Origin of the sequence: Chitinivorax tropicus (assembly GCF_014202905.1) — a bacterium.
GTDB lineage: Bacteria > Pseudomonadota > Gammaproteobacteria > Burkholderiales > SCOH01 > Chitinivorax > Chitinivorax tropicus.
Window position 1 is genome coordinate 40,806 of the sequence record NZ_JACHHY010000010.1, and the last position, 18,531, is coordinate 59,336.

Sequence of the window (18,531 nt, forward strand, 5' to 3'; positions counted from 1 at the left end):
CGCCAGCCGGTACGACACCGACTGCCAGATGACCACCATCAATAGATGAAACCTGTCGAAATATGAGAAATCACCTGACGCCCAGCAAGGCGGACATGCCTTGTGGCTTGGCACAGAGCCAGTCGCGGGAAATCGGCAAGGCCATGCCGACCAGCACATCCGGCGCCATGGACTGTGCCAACAGCGCATCCATCCACGCTGTCGGCGGCATGCCGATCAAACGCATGCCGCTGCCCACATCACACCGCAACCCGCCACTCATCGCATAGAGCGCATCGATCAGGCTGATCATTTCACGATTCGCACCATGATCGACGTATGACAATGACAGGCTTTCGAGCCCAGCCTGCCGGGCCGTCGCGGCCAAGGCGTACAATAGGCAATGCTCGATCTGCTTACCCAATACCGCTGTCTGCAACACCCATTCACTGATACAAGGCTCGGCGCCATGTCTGATCAGGATGAAACCACACTGCGGATAACGCCCGAAACGATCGGATGCATCGATCAACAGCCCGGTCAACCCACCCTCGGCCAAGCGCCGCGCCAAGGTGCTGGTCGCATGACCTCTTCCTGACAAGTGACAATGCGCCTGATGGCTCAATCGGGATGCCGCTTCGAAATGCGCGATCTCCTTCATTTCAGTACAACGGATCTGCAAATTCAAATATCGATAGAAGCGAGACTCGGCATCCGGCCTGAGCGTCGTCACCGGGTGAGGTGCCGGGGCGGGCCCGGCGATGGACGTGCGTTTCTGCTGCATCAGCCATGCGCCCAGTGCGGCAAAACCCTCCAGCGTGATGGGGACATGCCCCAGCCGATCCGCCATACTGTCGAACAGGCGCAGATCTCCGGTGGTCGCGATGAACGCCGACCATTTCAGGAGGTGAACGCAAGGCAGGGCGCGCAGCTTGCGTGCCAACGCATTGCAGGTGGCGGCAAGCTGCCCGCCTTGACGGGTGCAGGCCGGGGAAGGCACCACCACCAGGTAAGGGCGACGCGGCAACTGCGCACAATAGGTAGTGATGGCATCCAGCCAGATCGGCCCTTGCCGCCGCAGGGAGTGAGCAAGCTCACCCGCCGTGCCTTTTTCATCACGGATCAGATCTTCAAGACGGATCAACAGGATCAAGGTCAGGTCCGGGTTGATCGGGGCGGCCTGGCTCAGGAAGGATAACAAGGCGGAAGGCTGGACAAAGCTGACCTGTTCCGCACCATGTGCTTGCAACTGGTGTGCAAGTGGCTCTGCAGAAAAAGTGGCACCGACCAGGATGTCACGAGATGGCATGAGATGGCTCCTCTCCGAAATCAGCCACACATCACGTGCATGAATCCACACAATCAAAACAACACGATCCAGCTCAGTCGTTTTGATCGGTCGATTTGATTTTGCTACGTCTGCATATACTCCGCCAATCAACTGGAAACCACCGACCGACGAGTACTGCTGGATCAATTATGCAACACAAAATTTCGAACCCGCAACCATGACAACACCATTTCCATCGACATCTTGATGCGGCGCAACGTTCCACTTGAAAAATATTCAAAATATCGAATATTGAATGTTGAAATCAACTGATTGTTCCGGCAGGCAAGCAAGCCTTGCCAATGGCATCCGTGCGACACAGAAGGGAAATTCAAGGCACATATCGAGCAGATGACGCCCTGTAGCGGAAAACGCAACATTTGGCTTTTGACATACCAAGCCAAGGCCAATCCATCGTGATCAGCTGCACCATCCAGTCAAAATCCTCAATGCAAGACACCGCACATTTCATTGGTGCGAACCGCCCGGAGCCGATGAATGAATCATGATGCAATTCGCGCTGCAGCCTGTATATTCGCGCCCAGATGGCAGAGGGGAAAAATGTTATTTTCCGAAACATTATCGGCGCGAAATCGATTCCAGCCTGCCATCTGGCCAATGCGTTTCATCACTATATTCAAAAAAGACCCACCGGGCATGCCCAGCCAATTGGGCACTCCATGTCACCCAGGGCAGATAGGAATGGCCATCCTCAACAATCAGACCAATTCAACACCAATTTGCTCCGTGCGCTAGTTGGGGTTGCGCGTGAATTGGCATCGACCAGGCCTACTCCGTCACGGTGAAGCCAGCTTCCTCGATGGCATGGCGGATATCTTCCCTGGCCACCCGGGGCTGGTGATGAACCAGCAGCTGGCCCAGCGCCGCATCGAATTCGGCATGATCAATACAGGGCAGATCCTGGACGGCGTTCATCAGCAGACGCTCGTCGTGCACATTGCTGATGCCATTCACTTTCAACAGGGTTTCCATACCATGCCTTTCTGCCAGACCTGGTCGCGTGGCCATTAAGAATTGGAAGGGAGTGGTCGTCACTCACATGGCACATCCGCCATGATGGATGGCTGCTCCAAGAACCGGCCAGGCTCCCAGCAATGCCCATGTGGAAACCAATAGGCGGCGAACAGAAAAGGTGTCGTCACCAACGCCAGCACCAGCAGCAGCCAAATCCAGCGCCAACGTGGCCGGTAATACCAAACCAGTGCCGGCACCGCAATGGCGCTCAATAAAAAAGCCCTGCGCTGCCAATTGAACACCAGACGCTCGGTAAACGTATTCGGCACCCACTGGGCCAGCGCATAAAGCACGTCATGCAATGTGATCCATGTCAAGATAGGCAACAGGATGCAAATCGTCAGGGCCAAAGACCGCCAGACAGTGGCAGGACGCCGACTCATGAGTCACCCCGCCCGGTACGTCCAGCCGAGCCCCGAGTCAACCAGTGAACGGCCTGTGTCACCCCCCTCCAGCCATCTGCCGCAGGGGGGTCAATTCGGAACATATCGCTGTCCCATCTTGTCAAGTTACGCATGCTAAGATCAAACACCGCTGAAAAGCCATATCTTAACGCTTCATGACAAGGTGACGTCAAACCACTCCGCACTGCCCCAAGGCGGGTCAATGCAGAGCCAAATGGAGCCTAGTGCCGCCCCATCACATTGCCCGGCTGCAGGCGGCGAAGCGCCAGGCCATTTTTGTCAAAGACATGAAAAGCCTGGGGCGGTGCAGAGACTTGTACCCTGGCACCACGCCGGATGTCGCGATCACCCTGCCCTCTGACCACCATTTCCGCCCCGGAGTCGAGCGTCAGATACAGATAATTTGCCTCGCCCAGGTGCTCGACAATATTCACCACGCCATTGAACACCTCGCTATGCAGCGCCGCCTCGGCCAGCTGTTCGGCGCGAACACCCAATTTGATCTGCTCGCCCGGCAAATGCTGGCTGCCGTCCACGTCGGCCCGCACCTGTTGCCCATCCTGCAGACCCACGATGATATGGTCTTCCGCGACCCGGACAATCTGCCCATCGAGCAGATTCATGGTCGGAGAGCCGATGAAGGTGGCCACAAACAGGTTGGCAGGCTGTTGATACAAAGCCAGGGGTCTACCTGCCTGTTGGATCTGGCCATCATGCATGACGACGATCTTATCGCCCAGGGTCATCGCCTCGACCTGATCATGTGTGACATAGACAATGGTTGCGCCCAGATCACGATGTAGCTTGGCTATCTCCAGGCGGGTCTGCACTCGCAGGGCCGCATCCAGATTGGACAGTGGCTCATCGAACAGGAACAGCTTGGGCTCACGCACAATGGCACGGCCAATCGCCACGCGCTGCCGCTGGCCACCGGACAAAGCACGCGGCAGCCGATCCAGCAAGTGGTCGATCTTCAGGATCTGCGCGGCATGGCGGATACGCTGATCAATTTCGGTCTTGTCTGCCCCGGCCACCCGCAGGCCGAATGCCATGTTTTTATAGACCGTCATGTGCGGGTACAAGGCATAGCTTTGAAATACCATCGCAATGCCACGTTCAGCGGGGGCTAACTCGTTCACGCGACGTGCATCGATCTGCATCTCGCCGCCCGAGATCTCCTCCAACCCGCACAGCATGCGCAGCAAGGTGGATTTACCACAGCCAGATGGCCCCACCAGCACCACGAATTCGCCATGCTGGATGTCAAGATCGATGCCCGACAGCACCTGGTGTTTGCCGTCATAGGATTTGCTGAGATTGTTCAGGGTGACACTTGCCATGATTACGTCCTTCGGATTCGAACAGGAACGCGGCTTGGCGCCCTGCTATCTGGTTCTGCCGTGTAGCCGACTGCGGAAGTGATCATTTCACCGCTCCGGATGTCAGCCCTTTGATGAGTTGCCGCGAGAAGGCCATATACAGCACCAGCACCGGTAGCACCGCGAGCGACAGGGCAGCCAATACGGCATTCCAATCGGTGACGAACTGCCCCAGGAACTGCTGCACGCCCAGGGTAATGGTCTGGGTCTGATCACTGGGCGCCAGGATCAAGGGGAACCACAGGTCGTTCCAGACTGGGATCATAGTGAACACAGCCACGGTTGCCACCGCTGGCCGGATCAGGGGTAGGATGATCTGGAAGAAGATGCGGAATTCCCCCACGCCGTCACAGCGCGCGGCTTCTTTCAGCTCTTTAGGGATCTGCTGGATGAATTCGGACAGGATCATCACCGCCAAGGGCAGGCTCTGGGCGGTATACACCAGCACCAGCGCCGTCAGGGTATTGACCAGCTCCAGCTTGACCATCAGTGACAGGATGCTGACCGTCCCCAGGCGGATCGGCACCATGATGCCAAAAGCCAGGTACAGCATCAGCCAGCGGTTGATGCGCAGCTTGTATTCCGTCAGCGCCCAGGCCGCCATCGCGCCGAACAGCACGATGCAGAACAACGACACCACCGTGACGGTGGAGCTATTGCCGAAATACAGCCAGACATTGGCCTTGGACAGCACCTTGTCGTAACCGATCCAAGACAGCGTCTGGGCAGTGGGCAGAGCCAGCGGATCGTCGAAGATGGCCTCGCGGCTTTTCAACGAATTCATAATCACCAACGCAATCGGAAACAGCGCCAGTATGGTGTAGGCAATGAGCACGGCATGCAACAGGCCTGCCGACATCGGCTGGCGCACCTTGCCCAGCCAGGCGCGATGCGATTCGCTCGTGTGAGAGGCAGCGGGATTGGGCATGGCAGAATAGACCGTATGATTCATGTTCACTTCACAGCGCGTAACGCTGCAACTTGCGCTGCACCGCATAGAAATAGATGGCCACGCCACACAGGATGACCAGGAACATCATGGTGGCCACGGCAGCGCCCATGGTCGGGCTGCCGATCTGTGACTGATAGCCAAAGAAGGTGCGGTAGAAATAGCTGCCCAGAATGTCGGTGCTGTAGTTAGGCCCGGCCAGTGCCCCTTTGACTGAATAGATCAGATCAAAGGCGTTGAAATTGCCAACAAAGGTGAGAATGGTCACCAAGCCCAAGGTCGGGTAGATCAAGGGCAATTTGATCTCCCAGAAGATCCGCCAGCTGCTGGCCCCCTCCACCACCGCAGCATCGATCACCTCCTCCGGCACCGCCAGTAGAGCGGCATAGATCAGCATCATCGGCACCCCGATGAACTGCCACACGGAAATCAGCGACAACGTGATCAATGCTGAGCTTTCCTCCCCCAACCAAGGCTGGAAATGCTCAGCCAGGCCGACCCAATCCATCAGCCGTTCACCCACGCCCCATAACGGCGACAGGATCAACTGCCAGATGAAGCCGACGATGACCACTGACAACAAGGTCGGCAGGAAGATCAAGGTACGATAGGTACGGGCCCACTTCAGCCCTCGTACACTCAACAATGTCGCCAGCAACAGACCGATCGGGTTTTGCACCAACATGTGGATTCCGAAGAATTTCAGGTTGTTCCACATCGCGTTCCAGAACCCATCCGACCATTGCGGATCGAGTAACAGCAGTTTGAAATTGGCCAGACCGGCAAAGTGCTGGGCACCTGTTTCATCTGTGGCAAACAGGCCCAGCCGGAGGGTGTCCAGCAACGGAAACGCACTGAACACGGAATAGATCAGCAAAGCGGGGAGCAGAAACACCACCGCCTGCCAGGGTATCGCACGCTTCATGGTCATCTCGCAAACAGAAGCTTCAATCTGGCAAGGCACCCAGTTGGCGCCCTGCCACGTCAAGCCGGTCAGGATTTCTGCTGCGGCTTATACCACTTGGCGAAACCGGATTGCAGACGGCCTGCGGCATCCTTGGGTGCCAGCTTGCCGTTCAGCACCTGGCTGCCCACCGTCCACAGCTCGGTTTCCATATTGGGCTCGCCACGATTGAGCACCTGCGCATTGAGGCGGATCGTCGATTCGCAACGTTTGCGCCAATCCAGCATCTGCTTGGCAACCGGGTCTTTGACTGCGATCAGGTGATTGGACAGCGAGAAGAACCCTGTGACCTTATTGGTGTAGAGATCAGCGAACTCCTGCGAGCCCACCCAGGCCAGGAACTTATATGCATCATCCTTATTCTTCGATTTTGGGTTCACCCCCATGCCGATATCGGTGTGATCCGAGATATAGCACTTGTCACCCGCCTTCTGCACAGGGGGGGGGAAGGCACCGAATTCAAATTTGGCATTCTGGTTGAAATAGGCGATTTCCCAGGAGCCCGTCGGGAAGATCGCAGCGCGGCCCATTGCGAACAGGTTCTGGCTGTCTGCATAGGTCTGCGAGCTGAAGCCCTTGCCCAGATAAGGCGTCCACTTCGACATCTGTTCCAGCGCGGCGACAAACTGGGGGTCGGTGAATTTGGCCTGACCGGCAATCAATGCCTTGCGCCCTGTCTCACCATGCCAATAGTTGGGGCCGATACCAGTGAACACGATCTGGTTGGTTTCCCATTGATCATTGGTGCCCAGTGCAAGCGGGGTGATCTTGCCTGTCTGTTTGATCGTACCCAGCACTTTGAAGAATTCATCAACAGTATTGGGTGGGGTCAGGTTCAGCTCTTTGAAGATCTTCTTGTTATACAGAAAGCCGTGCATGACCGAAGCCATCGGCATGCAATAGGCATCCTTGCCATCGTCGGTCTGCCATGCCACTTTGGCTGCGGCGGGGAAATGTTCCATGCCAGGCTTGCCATCCAGCTTTTCGAGGTGTCCTTTTTTGAACAGATCCAATGATTTATCAAAGGGACGGCAGGTGATCAGATCGCCTGCCGTGCCGCCAGTCAGGCGAGCCGTCAGGCTGGAGTCGTATTCAGTCGGGGTGGTGGGCGAAAATTTCACGGTGATGCCAGGGTTGCGCTTCTGGAAGGCTGGGATCAAGACATCTTCCCATAGTGTCTTGTCATCCACCCGCCAACTCTCGATCGTCACAGTACCGGCTTGGGCGGCACCCCAGGCGCCGGCCAACAGCATGGCCAACAGGGTTTGGTTACGGCGTTGCATCTGTGTCTCCTCATGTGTTGCTTGACTCACGCCGCCTGCTCCCCCACAGAGCAGGCGCATGAAGCCAAGCTGGTATTTGATTTGAATCATCTCAAGTACAAATCCAACACCTGCACCTTATCACTCAACCCTCTGTGACACACGTTTACCCCAATACCACGTCAAAATCAATCAACTATTTGTTTTGTTTGATTTTTTTGAAAATAACAATTTTTCAGCTGTTACATTTCCTTACATAAGCCCTACCACCTTGACGACAAGGCCTTGTGACACAGCGCTCATGGGGCGTACATTCGCCACCCGCCTCGTTATCAGACGTGATAATTTGTTACAAATCCGTAGAAATGCTTACGTTATGCTTCGCACCCAGATCATGTGTCCTCTTCGCGCCATTGCACTTTCCGCCCTCCTGTCATGGATACCTTGCAGTCACGCCAGCGATGAATCGTTGGACGTCCTGCACTGGTGGACATCGCAAAGCGAGCGACGGGCGGCAGACTGGCTGGCCCGGCAAGCCATCGAGCAAGGCATTCCCTGGCAGGATGCCGTGATCCCCGGCGGTGGCGGTGGCGGTGCGATGCGGGTCTTGAAAAGCCGGGTGCTGTCCGGCAGGCCCCCCGCCAGTGCTCAGTTGAATGGCTACCCAGTCAGCGAATGGGCTGATCTGGGCTTACTGCTGGAGCTGAACACCCCCGCTCAGGACAATATGTGGCAAGACCATCTGTTCCCGGCGGTCATCGACACCATCCGTTTTCGGGATCATTGGGTGGCCGCGCCGCTCGGCGTCCATCGCATCAATACCATGCTGCTGAATCGCAAGCTGTTTGAGCGCGCCAAAGTCTCCCCACCCAAGACCTGGGACGCTTTTGAACAGGCCGCCACCGCACTCCAGCAGGCCGGCATCCGCCCCCTGGCCCAGAGCAGCGAACCTTGGCAGGTGGCGACCTTATTCGAAAGCCTGGTGCTGGCGGAAGGTGGCGCCCAGTTCTATGGTCAGGTATTCGTCAAACAAGCCCCCACAGCCTTTCAGGCCCCTCAATTCGCCCAGGCACTGACCAGACTGCGTAAATTGAAACAATGGATGGGGCCGATCAGCGATCAGCCATGGGATGTGCTGGCCAAGCGATTCGCCCGGGGCGAAGCCGCCATGTTCATCATGGGGGACTGGGCCAAAGGCGAAGTAATGGCCATGGGGCTGGAGCCGGAGCAGGACTTCTGGTGCCAGGCGGTGCCTGGGAGTGAATCCGCCCACCTGTACAGCATCGACACCCTGGTCATGTTCAACGGCAACTACGCCCGCCAATCCACGCAATGGGCGCTGGCCAGCCTGCTCACCACGCTGCCGGTGCAGCTTGGATTCAACCGTATCAAGGGGTCGGTGCCAGTGCTGCGCAATCTGAATGCCAATCTACTGGACAGCTGCGCCAGGCAATCGTGGATTGCATTCGGCAAAGGGCCACTGGCGCCCAGCCTGACCCACCGCATGGCCGCAGACGAGCAATTCAAGGCAACCGTCATCAACCAGATCCACCGCTTTTTCATCGATGATCGTGTCACCATCAGCGAAGTGCAACGCAAGCTGGCCGCCACGACCCGCTATTTGAGGCAGAACAGCCATGACACGCAGCATACTCGTCGTTGACGACGACCAGAAGACCCGTCAGCTTCTGAAGACCTATCTGGAAAAGAACCACTATATTGTCCGACTGGCGCAGGATGGCGCGACCTTCATGGCGGAATTCGAACGCCACCACGACGAGCTGTCGCTGGTGATTCTGGACGTGATGCTCCCGGACACCGACGGCTTTGCCCTATGTCAGACAGTGCGCCGCCGCTCCAAGGTACCGATCATCATGCTGACCGCCAGCTCGGACGACACCGACCGCATCGTCGGGCTGGAGCTGGGTGCCGATGACTACATCGCCAAGCCCTACAACCCGCGTGAGCTATTGGCCCGTATCAAGGCCATCCACCGCCGCACCGGCCTCGACCAGGCTGCACCGATCCGCCACTACCGCTTCAATGGCTATACCTTGGACACCCTTGAGCGCACCGTCATCGCGGCGGATGGCGAGCTGATCCGCCTGACAGGCATGGATTTCCAGCTGCTGCGTTTTCTGGTGGAACATGCAGGAGAGATCCTCGACCGCAGCCTGCTGGCCGAACAGACCCGAGGCCGTGACCTGGGCCCGCTGGATCGCTCCCTGGACGTGCAGATCAGCCGACTGCGGCAACGGCTGGGTGACGATGGCAAAGAGCCAGCCCTGATCAAGACAGTACGCGGGGCCGGGTATGTATTCGCTGCCGAGGTCGCAGTCATCAGCGACCCGGCTCAACCATAGCCGCCACGGAAAGCACCGATCAATGCCCTTCTCACTCCGCCCCCCCCGCTCTCTGCGTCATCGTCTGCTGCTGACCATGGCGGTAGGCGTGCTCGCCGTGCAATTGATCGGCAATCTGATCTGGGCTGTGCAGCTGCAACACCAGGCCCGGCAGGAGCTGACCGAAGCCGCCACCCAGATAGCCGGCAGCGCGGCAGAAGCCATCCGATTCTTCCGGGCACTGCCCCCCAATTACCGCCCGATCCTGTTGGAGCAACTGCGGGAAATGGGCGGCACCCGCTTTTTTGTGACGGTCAACCAACACCCCGTCACCCTCCGCCCGATTCAACACGAGCCGCTGCTTGATCTAGTCACTGAAACCGTGACCCACACCATTCAGCGTCAGTCCCCAGAGCGACTACAGGTCGCCTTTGCCTGGCCCGAGCGCCTGCCCGTCTCGGATGAAGGCGCCACCGTGGAAGACCTGCCAGAGAACTGGGTGGCCCACACCTTGCTGCTGCAGCCCCGCCCCGCCCCAGTGCTGGTGATCCAGACCGAAATCGAAAGTGGTGACTGGCTCTATCTCGCCAGCGTGATGCCCGACCCCTATTTTCTGGACAGCCACAACCCCTTCCCACCTGATCGACTATTGCTGCAAGTCCTGACACTGGTAGTGGTGCTGTTACTCTCTGCCTGGGTGGTTCGATGGCTGACCCAGCCCCTGGCCCAGCTGGCCGCGCATGCCGATGCATTCGGCAAAGGCGTCGGCATGGGGCCCCTGCCGGAGAACAGCAGCCAGGAGTTCCTGAAGACCGCTGCCGTGTTTCGGGAAATGCAAGAACGCATCCAACGCTTTCTCGATGACCGGGAACGGCTGTTCGCCTCGATCTCACACGACCTACGCACGCCGATCACCCGCCTGAAGCTGCGCACCGAGTTGCTGGACGACGAAACCCTGAAGGCGGACTATCACGAAGATCTGGACGAATTGGACATGATGGTCAAAGGTGCGCTGCAAAGCGTCAAGGATACGGATATCCACGAGAACCAGACCACTGTCCGGCTCGACACCCTGCTGGAACGCATGGCGCATGTGGCCAGACTGGCGGGCCATGAAGTCACGCTCGACCTGGCACCCACCACGCTGATCGCCCGTCCACTGGCCATCAAACGAGCCATTGGCAACCTGTTGGACAACGCATTACGCTACGGCGACCAAGTGGAAATCAGCCTATGTCGCCAAGCCGATCTTTTCCACCTTCAGCTACGCGACCATGGCCCTGGCATTCCCGAAGCCCAGCTGAATCAGTTGTTCAGCCCCTATACACGTTTGCCGCATGGTAAAGCACGTAACCAGCAGGGCATGGGACTGGGTCTGAGCATCGCCAAGAACATCATTCATGCGCATGGTGGCAAATTGGTATTACGCAATCACCCAGCAGGGGGCCTGATTGCGCATATCGAACTACCCGTACCGACAGATCACACGCTGACTGCGGCTTCCCAGGGTGGCGCATAACGCTCGCCAGGACAGATATATAGCCGACCCGCCCGCCGAAATCCCTTTCAATCCCGTGCCCCAATTTAATGTAAGCATATTAGACAATACCAATTTACGGAAAAGTATCAAAGTGGTATTTACATGGTTTTTCTTTGGTGTTACCGTTGTAACAACTTGATAACCAATTCAGGCCCACATGCTGTAGATGGGCTTGACGTGGGCAAACCCAGATATTGCGAGATATGGATAATTCAATCAAATTTCTAGCAGGGGTCGACGGGGGTGGAACCCGAACCCGTATCCGGATTGCCGATACCAATGGTCATGAATTGGGTTACGCAGAATCCGGCCCCTCAGCCCTCGGGCAAGGCATCGAACAGGCGTGGCGCCATATCAGCCAAGCGTTGTCGGATGCCTTCGCCCAAGCGGGCCACACAGCCGTGCCCTATGCCAATCTGGCACTGGCTGCCGGTCTGTCAGGCATCAACAATCCCAACTGGGCGAGACACTTCACGCAATCCGCCCCACCCTTGGCCAAGCTGGTCACCGAAACCGATTCCTTTACTGCCTTATTGGGCGCTCACGGTGGGTGCGCGGGTGCCATCATCATCATCGGCACCGGCAGCGTCGGCGTTGCGCATCGAGGCGACGGCCAACGGCAGGAAGTCGGCGGCTGGGGGTTCCCCTCTGGTGATGAGGCCAGCGGTGCATGGTTGGGTCTGCAGGCCATTCCCATCGCCCAGCAGGCATTGGATGGCCGTGGCGCGATGACGGATTTCGCCAGGGATCTGCTGGATTTCTGCGGCGGCTCGGCACCTTTGTTGCTGAGCTGGCTTGGTGGCGCCAATCAGGCTGCCTATGCGCAGCTGGCCCCCATCGTTGTGAAACATGCGGATACGGACCCTCAGGCTGCGGCGCTGATTCGACGCGCGGGCCTGGAGGTATCACGGATGATTGATGCATTGGACAAGAGCCAGACTCTACCACTGACCTTGTGCGGAGGTCTGGCGCGTCACATGCTACCCTATCTGACAGAAGCGCAGAGTCGTCGCGTCCGCGACGCGCGATTCGATGCCGCTATCGGCGCGCTATTGTTGATAGGACACACCATACATGATCAAAGACATGAAAAGCTTGCTGGTACTGAAACCGGACGATAACAACCCAACCCCGTTGTATCTGCAATTCAGCCGCAAGCTGGAAGAAGCGATCAACACCGGGTTCTGGAAGACAGACGAAGCTCTGCCCTCTGAGCGAGCCTTCTGCGAAGTCCTTGGTATCTCGCGGGTCACCGCCCGTAAAGCGATGGACTTGCTGCTCGACCAAGGTCTGATCGTACGCAAACAAGGCTCGGGGACTTATATCGCACCCAAGCTGGAACAGCCTCTGTCGCGCCTGTCCAGCTTCAGCGAAGAATTGAAGCAACGAGGTTATGAGCCCGGCTCACGTTGGGTTGGTCGCTCGATCGGCACCGCAACCCAAGAAGAGATGTTCCGGCTGGGGTTGTCGCCTGACAGCCAGGTTGCACGCCTGAAACGGCTGCGCACGGCGGATGGCGTGGTGATGGCTGTCGAGTCCAGCTCGCTGCCGGTGGATATCCTGCCCGATCCGGCGTTGGTGACCGACTCGCTGTATCGCTATCTGGATGAGCGTGGTACGCCGGTGATCCGCGCGTTGCAGCATATTAAGGCAGTCAACGCGTCACCGACCATCGCAGAGCTGGCAGGCATCCGCCCAGGGGACGCCATCCTGCTGATCACGCGGATCGGCTATCTGGAAAACAATGTGGCTGTCGAGCTGACTTACTCGTACTGCCGAAGTGATTATTACGATTTCGTAGCAGAGCTGCGACGCTGACCCGACAGTCAATCAGCGCCCGGCGTCTTGACGGGTGGCTGACAGGCCAGATCCGACGCAAACGATTGCAAAGGGTGGCCACTGTAGTGGAAAGCAAGTCCAGCCAGTGTGGACGAACGAGCAAAAACTGATGCAAAGATTGAATGGCAATATCCTCACGCCGCAGGGCTGGGTCAAAGGCAGTATCGACTTCAAAGCACGTATCACCGAGCTGAAAGGCGATCTGCTGCCCGAGGAATCAACAGACGGTGACCTGATCCTGCCGGGGTTTGTGGACTTACACATCCATGGTGGTGGTGGCATGGACATCATGCAGGGGGGTGAAGCCGGGACGGTGGTTTCGCGCATGCACGCCTCGCATGGCACCACCTCGTTTCTGGCCACCACCATGACGGCTCCCACCGAGGATATTGCCAGAGCATTGCTGGATCTGCGCTGCATCCACCCGACCAGGGCCAACGGCGGCGCAAGGATGCTGGGCATCCACCTGGAAGGGCCTTATATCAACTCTGGCAAGCTGGGCGCACAACCAAATTATGCGCGCAGTGGTGCCATGACCGAGGTGCAGGCTTATCACGACATCGTGCCGATACGGCTGGTGACGGTTGCACCCGAGCTGGTTGGCCACCAGGAATTGATTGCCCGACTGGTGCAACGTGGTATCAGGGTGCAGCTGGGACATACCCTGGGGAGCTATGAGGATGGCGTCGAGGCCATGGAACACGGTGCGAGCAGTTTCACCCACTTGTTCAATGCCATGACCGGCCTGCATCACCGTGAGCCGGGCATGGTCGGTGCCGCGCTGGCGCATGCTGAGTTCTCGGAGATCATTCCGGACTTGCTGCATGTCCACCCTGGCGCCATCCGGACAGCACTGCGCTGCATACCGCACCTGTATTGCGTGACAGACTCCACTGCCGCTGCCGGCATGCCGGACGGCAACTACAAACTGGGACGACACACCGTCACCAAATGCCTCGGCGGGGTACGCCTGCCGGATGGCACCTTGGCGGGCAGCACGCTGACCATGGATCAGGCTTTACGCAACCTGGTCAGCCTGGGTCTGACGATTGCGGATGCATCCAATCGCCTGTCAGCCAACCCGACGCGTTATTTGGGCATTGCCGACCGAGGCACGCTGGCCACAGATCACTGGGCCGACATCGTGGTACTCGACCGGCAATTGCAACTGAAAGCTGTATTCGTGGAAGGAGAATCCATTGACCTCGCTGATGCTTGACGAGGCCCGCGCTGCGGGAAGAGCCGTCGCAGGACAACTCAACGCCAACCGTGACAAGCTGGCTCAGCTTGGGCAGGCGTTACGCAACCACCAGCCCCGCTCGGTCGTGACCGTTGCCCGTGGCAGCTCGGATCATGCCTCATCTTATTTCGGTTACCTGGTGATGGCACGCCTGGGCAAGCTCGTCACCTCGCTGCCCATGTCGCTGATCACGCTGTACCGTTCTCCGATCGAAGCACAGGATGTCCTGGCGGTCGCGGTCTCACAGTCTGGTCAAAGCCCTGACCTGATTGGCCCGCTGCACTATCTGCGTGAGGGTGGCGCCACCACCGTGGCCTTGGTCAATGATGCCAACTCCCCACTGGCCGAGGGCGCAGAATGGGTTCTGCCGCTATGCGCAGGCGAGGAAAGAAGCGTAGCCGCCACCAAAAGCTTCATCACCAGCCTGACCGCAGGTGCCGAGCTGGTGGCGCACTGGGGCGCAGATCAAGCCCTGCTGGATGCGCTGGCCACCCTACCCGCCCAGCTGGAACAAGCAGCCACACAAGATTGGCAGAAAGCCATCCCAGTCTTGCAACATGCTGATCGTATCATGGTGCTGGGCCGCGGCCTGAGCCATGCGATAGCAATGGAAGCTGCCCTGAAATTCAAGGAAACCTGCGCCATTCAGGCTGAGGCCTTCTCAAGCGCCGAAGTCAAACACGGCCCGATGGCGCTGGTGGACGAAGGCTATCCGATGCTGATCTTCGCCACTCGTGGGCCAGCGCAGGAAAGCCTGTTGCAGACCGCACGCGAAATGCGTGCAAGGGGGGCCAGCGTGTTGCTGGCGGCGCCGGCGGACATCGCGGAACGCGACCTGACGCTGGTGACGGCGGCCATACCGGAGCTGGACCCGATCCTGGCCATCCAGAGTTTTTACCCAATGGTGGAGGCACTCGCGCGTGCCCGGGGCTTTGACCCGGACAAACCACGCCATCTGTCCAAAGTCACCAAGACCAACTGAACCACCAAGCGCCTGCCTTGGCAGGCCGGATACAAGAGACAAGACGGTGCATGACACCGCCAGGGTGTCGTTGCGCCCAAAGTTTGTCGTAACCCGGAAAGACGTTGCACCAACAGGAGGATGGAAAATGAAGATGAAGCACATCGCGCTGGCCACCTTGGCAGCTTGTGGCTTGGCTATGGGCAGTATGGCACATGCAGAAAAGGCCAAACTCGAATTCTGGACGATGAGCCTGTCGCCCAAATTCAACGGCTACTTTGAAGATCTGGTCAAGAAATACAACGCACAGAGTGCAGACGTGGAATGGGTGTGGGTTGATTACCCATGGGATGTGATCCAGTCCAAATTCACCTCGGCCATCGCCGCTGGCAAGCCGCCCGCACTGGTCAACCTGAATGTACCCTGGGCCTATGACTACTTCCAGGATGGTCTGTTGCAACCCGTCGATGCATTGATCAAGAAGGATCAGTACGCTGCTGGTGCGATTGCTGACGTCACCTTCAACGGCAAAGTCTACGCGTTCCCGCACTACAACGGTGCCAACGTGATCATCTACAACAAGGAGCTGTTCAAGAAGGCCGGCCTCGATCCGAACAAGCCTCCCCGCACTACAGATGAGATGTTCGCCGCAGCCAAGCAGATCAAGGCCAAGACAGGTGTAGCAGGCTACGCGCCCGCCATCGGCCCGACCAAGATCGAAGGCTACTTCATGCAAAACGGCCTGGACATCGTCAAGGATGGCAAGGCTGCCGTGAATTCACCCGCCCATGCGGCATTCATCAAGAAGATCGCGGATGTCTACAAGGCTGGCGGCTTCATGAAGGACAACCTGTTCTCGCAGGATAACTTCCAGGCTTCGCTGGCAGCATTCAACCAAGGGCGGATGGCCATGCTGGTGTCCACACCCACCACCCTGACCCGTATCCGTGATGATGCGCCTGATCTGTACAAGAAGCTGGACGTGGCCGCTGCACCGGTCGGCCCCACCGGCATCGTGGATGGCGGCTGGATGTTCAACTTCGGCGTGGCCAAGAACGTGGATGCCAAATACCTGGCTGAAATCGGCAAATTCGGCACCTATCTGACCAACACCGACAACCAGCTGACCTTCTCCAAGGCTGCCGGCACATTGCCGACCTCCAAGGCTGCTGCACTGGACCCATTCTTCCAGCAATACGAGAAGGATGATCTCTTGAAGAAGGGGATCGCCACTGCCGCGAAGAACCTCGACAAGACCCGCACCATCTACCTGGCCAACGTGAAGGATTCCGAGCAGGTTTCCAACCGCTTGGCATCCAGTGTCGAGAAGGCTGTGAATGGTCGCGAGGACATCCAGAAAGCATTGAACGACGCTGCAGAGTTCCTCGACAAGAAGATCGTGCGCAAGTGATGCCTATGCCCACCCGTGGGCATGACACATGACCCTGACAACCGTCAGGATCGGGATCGGGCTGGCCTGCAGGCGCTGCAGGCAGGTCAGCCGCCCCATCAACTTCAGGTGAGATGATGAAACGCAAATCGACCTCCGTACAATCAACCGTGCAGGCCTATCTGTTTCTGGCCCCGGCATTGATCCTGCTGGCTGTGTTCTCGTTCTGGCCAGTCGGCTACGGCACCTACCTGTCGTTTACCAAATACAATCTGATATCCGCCCCAGAGTGGGTTGGACTCGACAATTATCGAGAGCTGTTCGATGACGAGTTGTTTCTCAACAGCTTGAAAAACTCGCTGCTCTATCTGCTGTGTGTACCGATCATCCAGGTGCTCTCGATTGCCCTGGCCGTGTTGGTCAACAACAACCTGAAGGGCATCAAGCTGTTCCGCGCTGCTTATTACGTGCCGGTGGTGACTTCGGTATCGGTCATCGGCTTGATGTGGAACTTCATGTACAACGATGAGGGCATTCTGAATTCGGTGCTGCAGGCGCTGCACATGATCAATGAGCCGATCGGTTTTCTGTCCGATGACCGTATCGCCCTGTTCTCGGTCATGTTCGTCACCATCTGGCGCGGCCTCGGCTGGTACATGGTGATGTATCTGGCTGGTCTGCAGGCCATCCCACAGGATGTCTATGAAGCCGCCACATTGGATGGCGCCAATGGCTGGCAAAAGTTCTGGAAGATCACTGTCCCCCTGCTGATGCCGACCATCCTGTTGTGCTCTGTGCTCTCCACGCTGGCCGCCCTGAAGGCGTTCGAGGAAGTCCAGATCATGACCCAGGGTGGCCCGTCGGAATCGACCTATACCGCTTTGTTCTATGCCTACCAGTTCGGTATCAAGTCACTTGATTTCGGTCGCGGGCTGGCTGCCAGCACCATCGTGGCACTGGTCTGCATGGCACTGGCCTGGGTCAACTTCCGTTATCTGCAACCTCGTCAGAAGTGAGGCGCAACATGTCCAGTCAAACACTCACCGTCAATCCTGCCTCTGCGCAGAAACCCAGCCTGGAAAGCATGTTGCGCGGCAAATTCGGGCAGCGCGCGATCCAGTACTTGGTGCTGTCGGCCATTGCCATAATCTGCCTGTACCCGATGTGGTGGACGTTGGTGGTGTCATTATCGACAACCGGCAATGTGTATGAATTCCCCCCCCCGCTGCTGCCCAAGGGGGCGTCGATCGACAACTATGCCGAGGTGTTCAAGACCATCAACGTCATGACGTTCTTCAAGAACTCATTGGCCATCACCATCCTGACCTTGATCGGCACCATCGTTGTCTCCAGCCTGGCCGCCTACCCGCTGGCCCGCATGCGGTTCCCGGGTCGCAACCTGGTTTTCAGCGCCATTCTGGCAACGATGATCCTGCCTTCCGAAGTGAACTTCCTGGTCAACTTCATCACTGTCAGCAAGCTGCACCTCACCGACAGTTACCTGGGCGTGGCGTTGCCCAATATTGTCACGGCAGTGAACATCTTCATCATGAAGGTGGCTTTTGAGCAGGTACCAGGCGATCTGATCGATGCGGCCCGGGTGGACGGTGCTTCTGAGATGCAGATCTTCTGGAAGATCATGATGCCGCTGGCCCTGCCTGCCCTGGGTGCGATCACTATCCTGACCACCGTGACCGCGTGGAACCAGTACATCTGGCCGGCGATCGTGATGCAAAGCCCTGACAACTTCCCGCTGTCGGTAGGGGTGCTGTATCTGTCTGGTGCATTCAGCTTCAAGACACGGGTGGTGGCAGCCGGTGCGATTCTCACCATTCTGCCGATCCTGATCGTATTCATCTTCACTCAACGTTACTTCCTGCGCGGCTTCGACGGCGCAGTCAAATGATGAGAGGACTT

General features: G+C 57.8%; 17 protein-coding genes. 10 read left to right on the top strand and 7 right to left on the bottom strand.

The window, feature by feature from the left end:
• Nucleotides 1–70: 70 nt before the first annotated feature.
• The 7 genes from HNQ59_RS09270 to HNQ59_RS09300 form a co-directional block, all read right to left on the bottom strand.
• The gene (locus tag HNQ59_RS09270) at nt 71–1,288 is read right to left on the bottom strand and encodes a hypothetical protein (RefSeq protein ID WP_184038157.1); all 1,218 of its coding nucleotides are present in this window, start codon (nt 1,286–1,288) and stop codon (nt 71–73) included.
• Between the two features lie 810 nt (nt 1,289–2,098).
• Nucleotides 2,099–2,302 (bottom strand): heavy-metal-associated domain-containing protein, encoded by a 204-nt coding sequence (locus HNQ59_RS09275; RefSeq protein WP_184038159.1) that lies wholly within the window; start codon nt 2,300–2,302, stop codon nt 2,099–2,101.
• A gap of 59 nt (nt 2,303–2,361) precedes the next feature.
• Nucleotides 2,362–2,727, bottom strand: a complete 366-nt coding sequence (locus HNQ59_RS09280) for a hypothetical protein (protein ID WP_184038162.1) — start codon at nt 2,725–2,727, stop codon at nt 2,362–2,364.
• Between the two features lie 242 nt (nt 2,728–2,969).
• On the bottom strand, nt 2,970–4,088 hold the full coding sequence (locus HNQ59_RS09285) for an ABC transporter ATP-binding protein (RefSeq protein ID WP_184038165.1): 1,119 nt from the start codon (nt 4,086–4,088) through the stop codon (nt 2,970–2,972).
• An 82-nt stretch (nt 4,089–4,170) separates the two neighbouring features.
• Nucleotides 4,171–4,986, bottom strand: coding sequence for a carbohydrate ABC transporter permease (locus HNQ59_RS09290; RefSeq protein WP_246490939.1), 816 nt, complete (start codon nt 4,984–4,986; stop codon nt 4,171–4,173).
• Between the two features lie 100 nt (nt 4,987–5,086).
• Entirely contained in the window at nt 5,087–6,001 is a 915-nt protein-coding gene (locus tag HNQ59_RS09295) for a carbohydrate ABC transporter permease (protein ID WP_184038168.1), read from the bottom strand.
• Nucleotides 6,002–6,069: 68 nt separating this feature from the next.
• On the bottom strand, nt 6,070–7,323 hold the full coding sequence (locus HNQ59_RS09300) for an ABC transporter substrate-binding protein (protein ID WP_184038171.1): 1,254 nt from the start codon (nt 7,321–7,323) through the stop codon (nt 6,070–6,072).
• Between the two features lie 373 nt (nt 7,324–7,696).
• On the opposite strand from HNQ59_RS09300, the gene HNQ59_RS09305 reads away from it, so the two are divergent.
• The 10 genes from HNQ59_RS09305 to HNQ59_RS09350 all read left to right on the top strand — a co-directional run bounded on the left by HNQ59_RS09305 (nt 7,697) and on the right by HNQ59_RS09350 (nt 18,520).
• Nucleotides 7,697–8,965, top strand: coding sequence for an ABC transporter substrate-binding protein (locus HNQ59_RS09305; RefSeq protein ID WP_184038419.1), 1,269 nt, complete (start codon nt 7,697–7,699; stop codon nt 8,963–8,965).
• Nucleotides 8,940–9,665, top strand: a complete 726-nt coding sequence (locus tag HNQ59_RS09310; protein WP_184038174.1) for a response regulator — start codon at nt 8,940–8,942, stop codon at nt 9,663–9,665. Before HNQ59_RS09305 ends, HNQ59_RS09310 begins: the two co-directional genes overlap by 26 nt.
• A gap of 22 nt (nt 9,666–9,687) precedes the next feature.
• A complete protein-coding gene (locus HNQ59_RS09315; protein ID WP_184038177.1) occupies nt 9,688–11,163 on the top strand; it encodes an ATP-binding protein in 1,476 nt (491 codons plus the stop codon).
• 224 nt (nt 11,164–11,387) lie between these two features.
• Entirely contained in the window at nt 11,388–12,305 is a 918-nt protein-coding gene (locus HNQ59_RS09320) for a glucosamine kinase nucleotide-binding domain-containing protein (RefSeq protein WP_184038180.1), read from the top strand.
• Nucleotides 12,271–13,002 carry a GntR family transcriptional regulator gene (locus HNQ59_RS09325; RefSeq protein WP_184038184.1) on the top strand — a complete coding sequence of 244 codons (732 nt, stop codon included), beginning with the start codon at nt 12,271–12,273 and terminating at the stop codon, nt 13,000–13,002. The genes HNQ59_RS09320 and HNQ59_RS09325 overlap by 35 nt, the downstream gene beginning before the upstream one ends.
• A gap of 130 nt (nt 13,003–13,132) precedes the next feature.
• On the top strand, nt 13,133–14,242 hold the full coding sequence (gene nagA / locus HNQ59_RS09330) for an N-acetylglucosamine-6-phosphate deacetylase (RefSeq protein WP_184038185.1): 1,110 nt from the start codon (nt 13,133–13,135) through the stop codon (nt 14,240–14,242).
• Complete coding sequence (locus tag HNQ59_RS09335) at nt 14,223–15,245, top strand: SIS domain-containing protein (RefSeq protein ID WP_246490932.1); 1,023 nt, start codon at nt 14,223–14,225, stop codon at nt 15,243–15,245. The genes nagA and HNQ59_RS09335 overlap by 20 nt, the downstream gene beginning before the upstream one ends.
• A 127-nt stretch (nt 15,246–15,372) precedes the next feature.
• Nucleotides 15,373–16,635 (top strand): ABC transporter substrate-binding protein, encoded by a 1,263-nt coding sequence (locus HNQ59_RS09340; RefSeq protein WP_184038187.1) that lies wholly within the window; start codon nt 15,373–15,375, stop codon nt 16,633–16,635.
• A 116-nt stretch (nt 16,636–16,751) separates the two neighbouring features.
• Complete coding sequence (locus HNQ59_RS09345; protein ID WP_184038189.1) at nt 16,752–17,630, top strand: carbohydrate ABC transporter permease; 879 nt, start codon at nt 16,752–16,754, stop codon at nt 17,628–17,630.
• 8 nt (nt 17,631–17,638) lie between these two features.
• Nucleotides 17,639–18,520 (top strand): carbohydrate ABC transporter permease, encoded by an 882-nt coding sequence (locus HNQ59_RS09350; RefSeq protein WP_343074230.1) that lies wholly within the window; start codon nt 17,639–17,641, stop codon nt 18,518–18,520.
• Nucleotides 18,521–18,531 lie beyond the last annotated feature (11 nt).

Excerpts from the sequence above, each read along its gene's own strand:
- HNQ59_RS09270 (WP_184038157.1), bottom strand. The coding sequence starts at position 1,288 with ATGCCATCTCGTGACATCCTGGTCGGTGCCACTTTTTCTGCAGAGCCA.
- HNQ59_RS09275 (WP_184038159.1), bottom strand. The coding sequence starts at position 2,302 with ATGGAAACCCTGTTGAAAGTGAATGGCATCAGCAATGTGCACGACGAG.
- HNQ59_RS09280 (WP_184038162.1), bottom strand. The coding sequence starts at position 2,727 with ATGAGTCGGCGTCCTGCCACTGTCTGGCGGTCTTTGGCCCTGACGATT.
- HNQ59_RS09285 (WP_184038165.1), bottom strand. The coding sequence starts at position 4,088 with ATGGCAAGTGTCACCCTGAACAATCTCAGCAAATCCTATGACGGCAAA.
- HNQ59_RS09290 (WP_246490939.1), bottom strand. The coding sequence starts at position 4,986 with ATGTCGGCAGGCCTGTTGCATGCCGTGCTCATTGCCTACACCATACTG.
- HNQ59_RS09295 (WP_184038168.1), bottom strand. The coding sequence starts at position 6,001 with ATGAAGCGTGCGATACCCTGGCAGGCGGTGGTGTTTCTGCTCCCCGCT.
- HNQ59_RS09300 (WP_184038171.1), bottom strand. The coding sequence starts at position 7,323 with ATGCAACGCCGTAACCAAACCCTGTTGGCCATGCTGTTGGCCGGCGCC.
- HNQ59_RS09305 (WP_184038419.1), top strand. The coding sequence starts at position 7,697 with ATGTGTCCTCTTCGCGCCATTGCACTTTCCGCCCTCCTGTCATGGATA.
- HNQ59_RS09310 (WP_184038174.1), top strand. The coding sequence starts at position 8,940 with ATGACACGCAGCATACTCGTCGTTGACGACGACCAGAAGACCCGTCAG.
- HNQ59_RS09315 (WP_184038177.1), top strand. The coding sequence starts at position 9,688 with ATGCCCTTCTCACTCCGCCCCCCCCGCTCTCTGCGTCATCGTCTGCTG.
- HNQ59_RS09320 (WP_184038180.1), top strand. The coding sequence starts at position 11,388 with ATGGATAATTCAATCAAATTTCTAGCAGGGGTCGACGGGGGTGGAACC.
- HNQ59_RS09325 (WP_184038184.1), top strand. The coding sequence starts at position 12,271 with ATGAAAAGCTTGCTGGTACTGAAACCGGACGATAACAACCCAACCCCG.
- nagA (WP_184038185.1), top strand. The coding sequence starts at position 13,133 with ATGCAAAGATTGAATGGCAATATCCTCACGCCGCAGGGCTGGGTCAAA.
- HNQ59_RS09340 (WP_184038187.1), top strand. The coding sequence starts at position 15,373 with ATGAAGATGAAGCACATCGCGCTGGCCACCTTGGCAGCTTGTGGCTTG.
- HNQ59_RS09345 (WP_184038189.1), top strand. The coding sequence starts at position 16,752 with ATGAAACGCAAATCGACCTCCGTACAATCAACCGTGCAGGCCTATCTG.
- HNQ59_RS09350 (WP_343074230.1), top strand. The coding sequence starts at position 17,639 with ATGTCCAGTCAAACACTCACCGTCAATCCTGCCTCTGCGCAGAAACCC.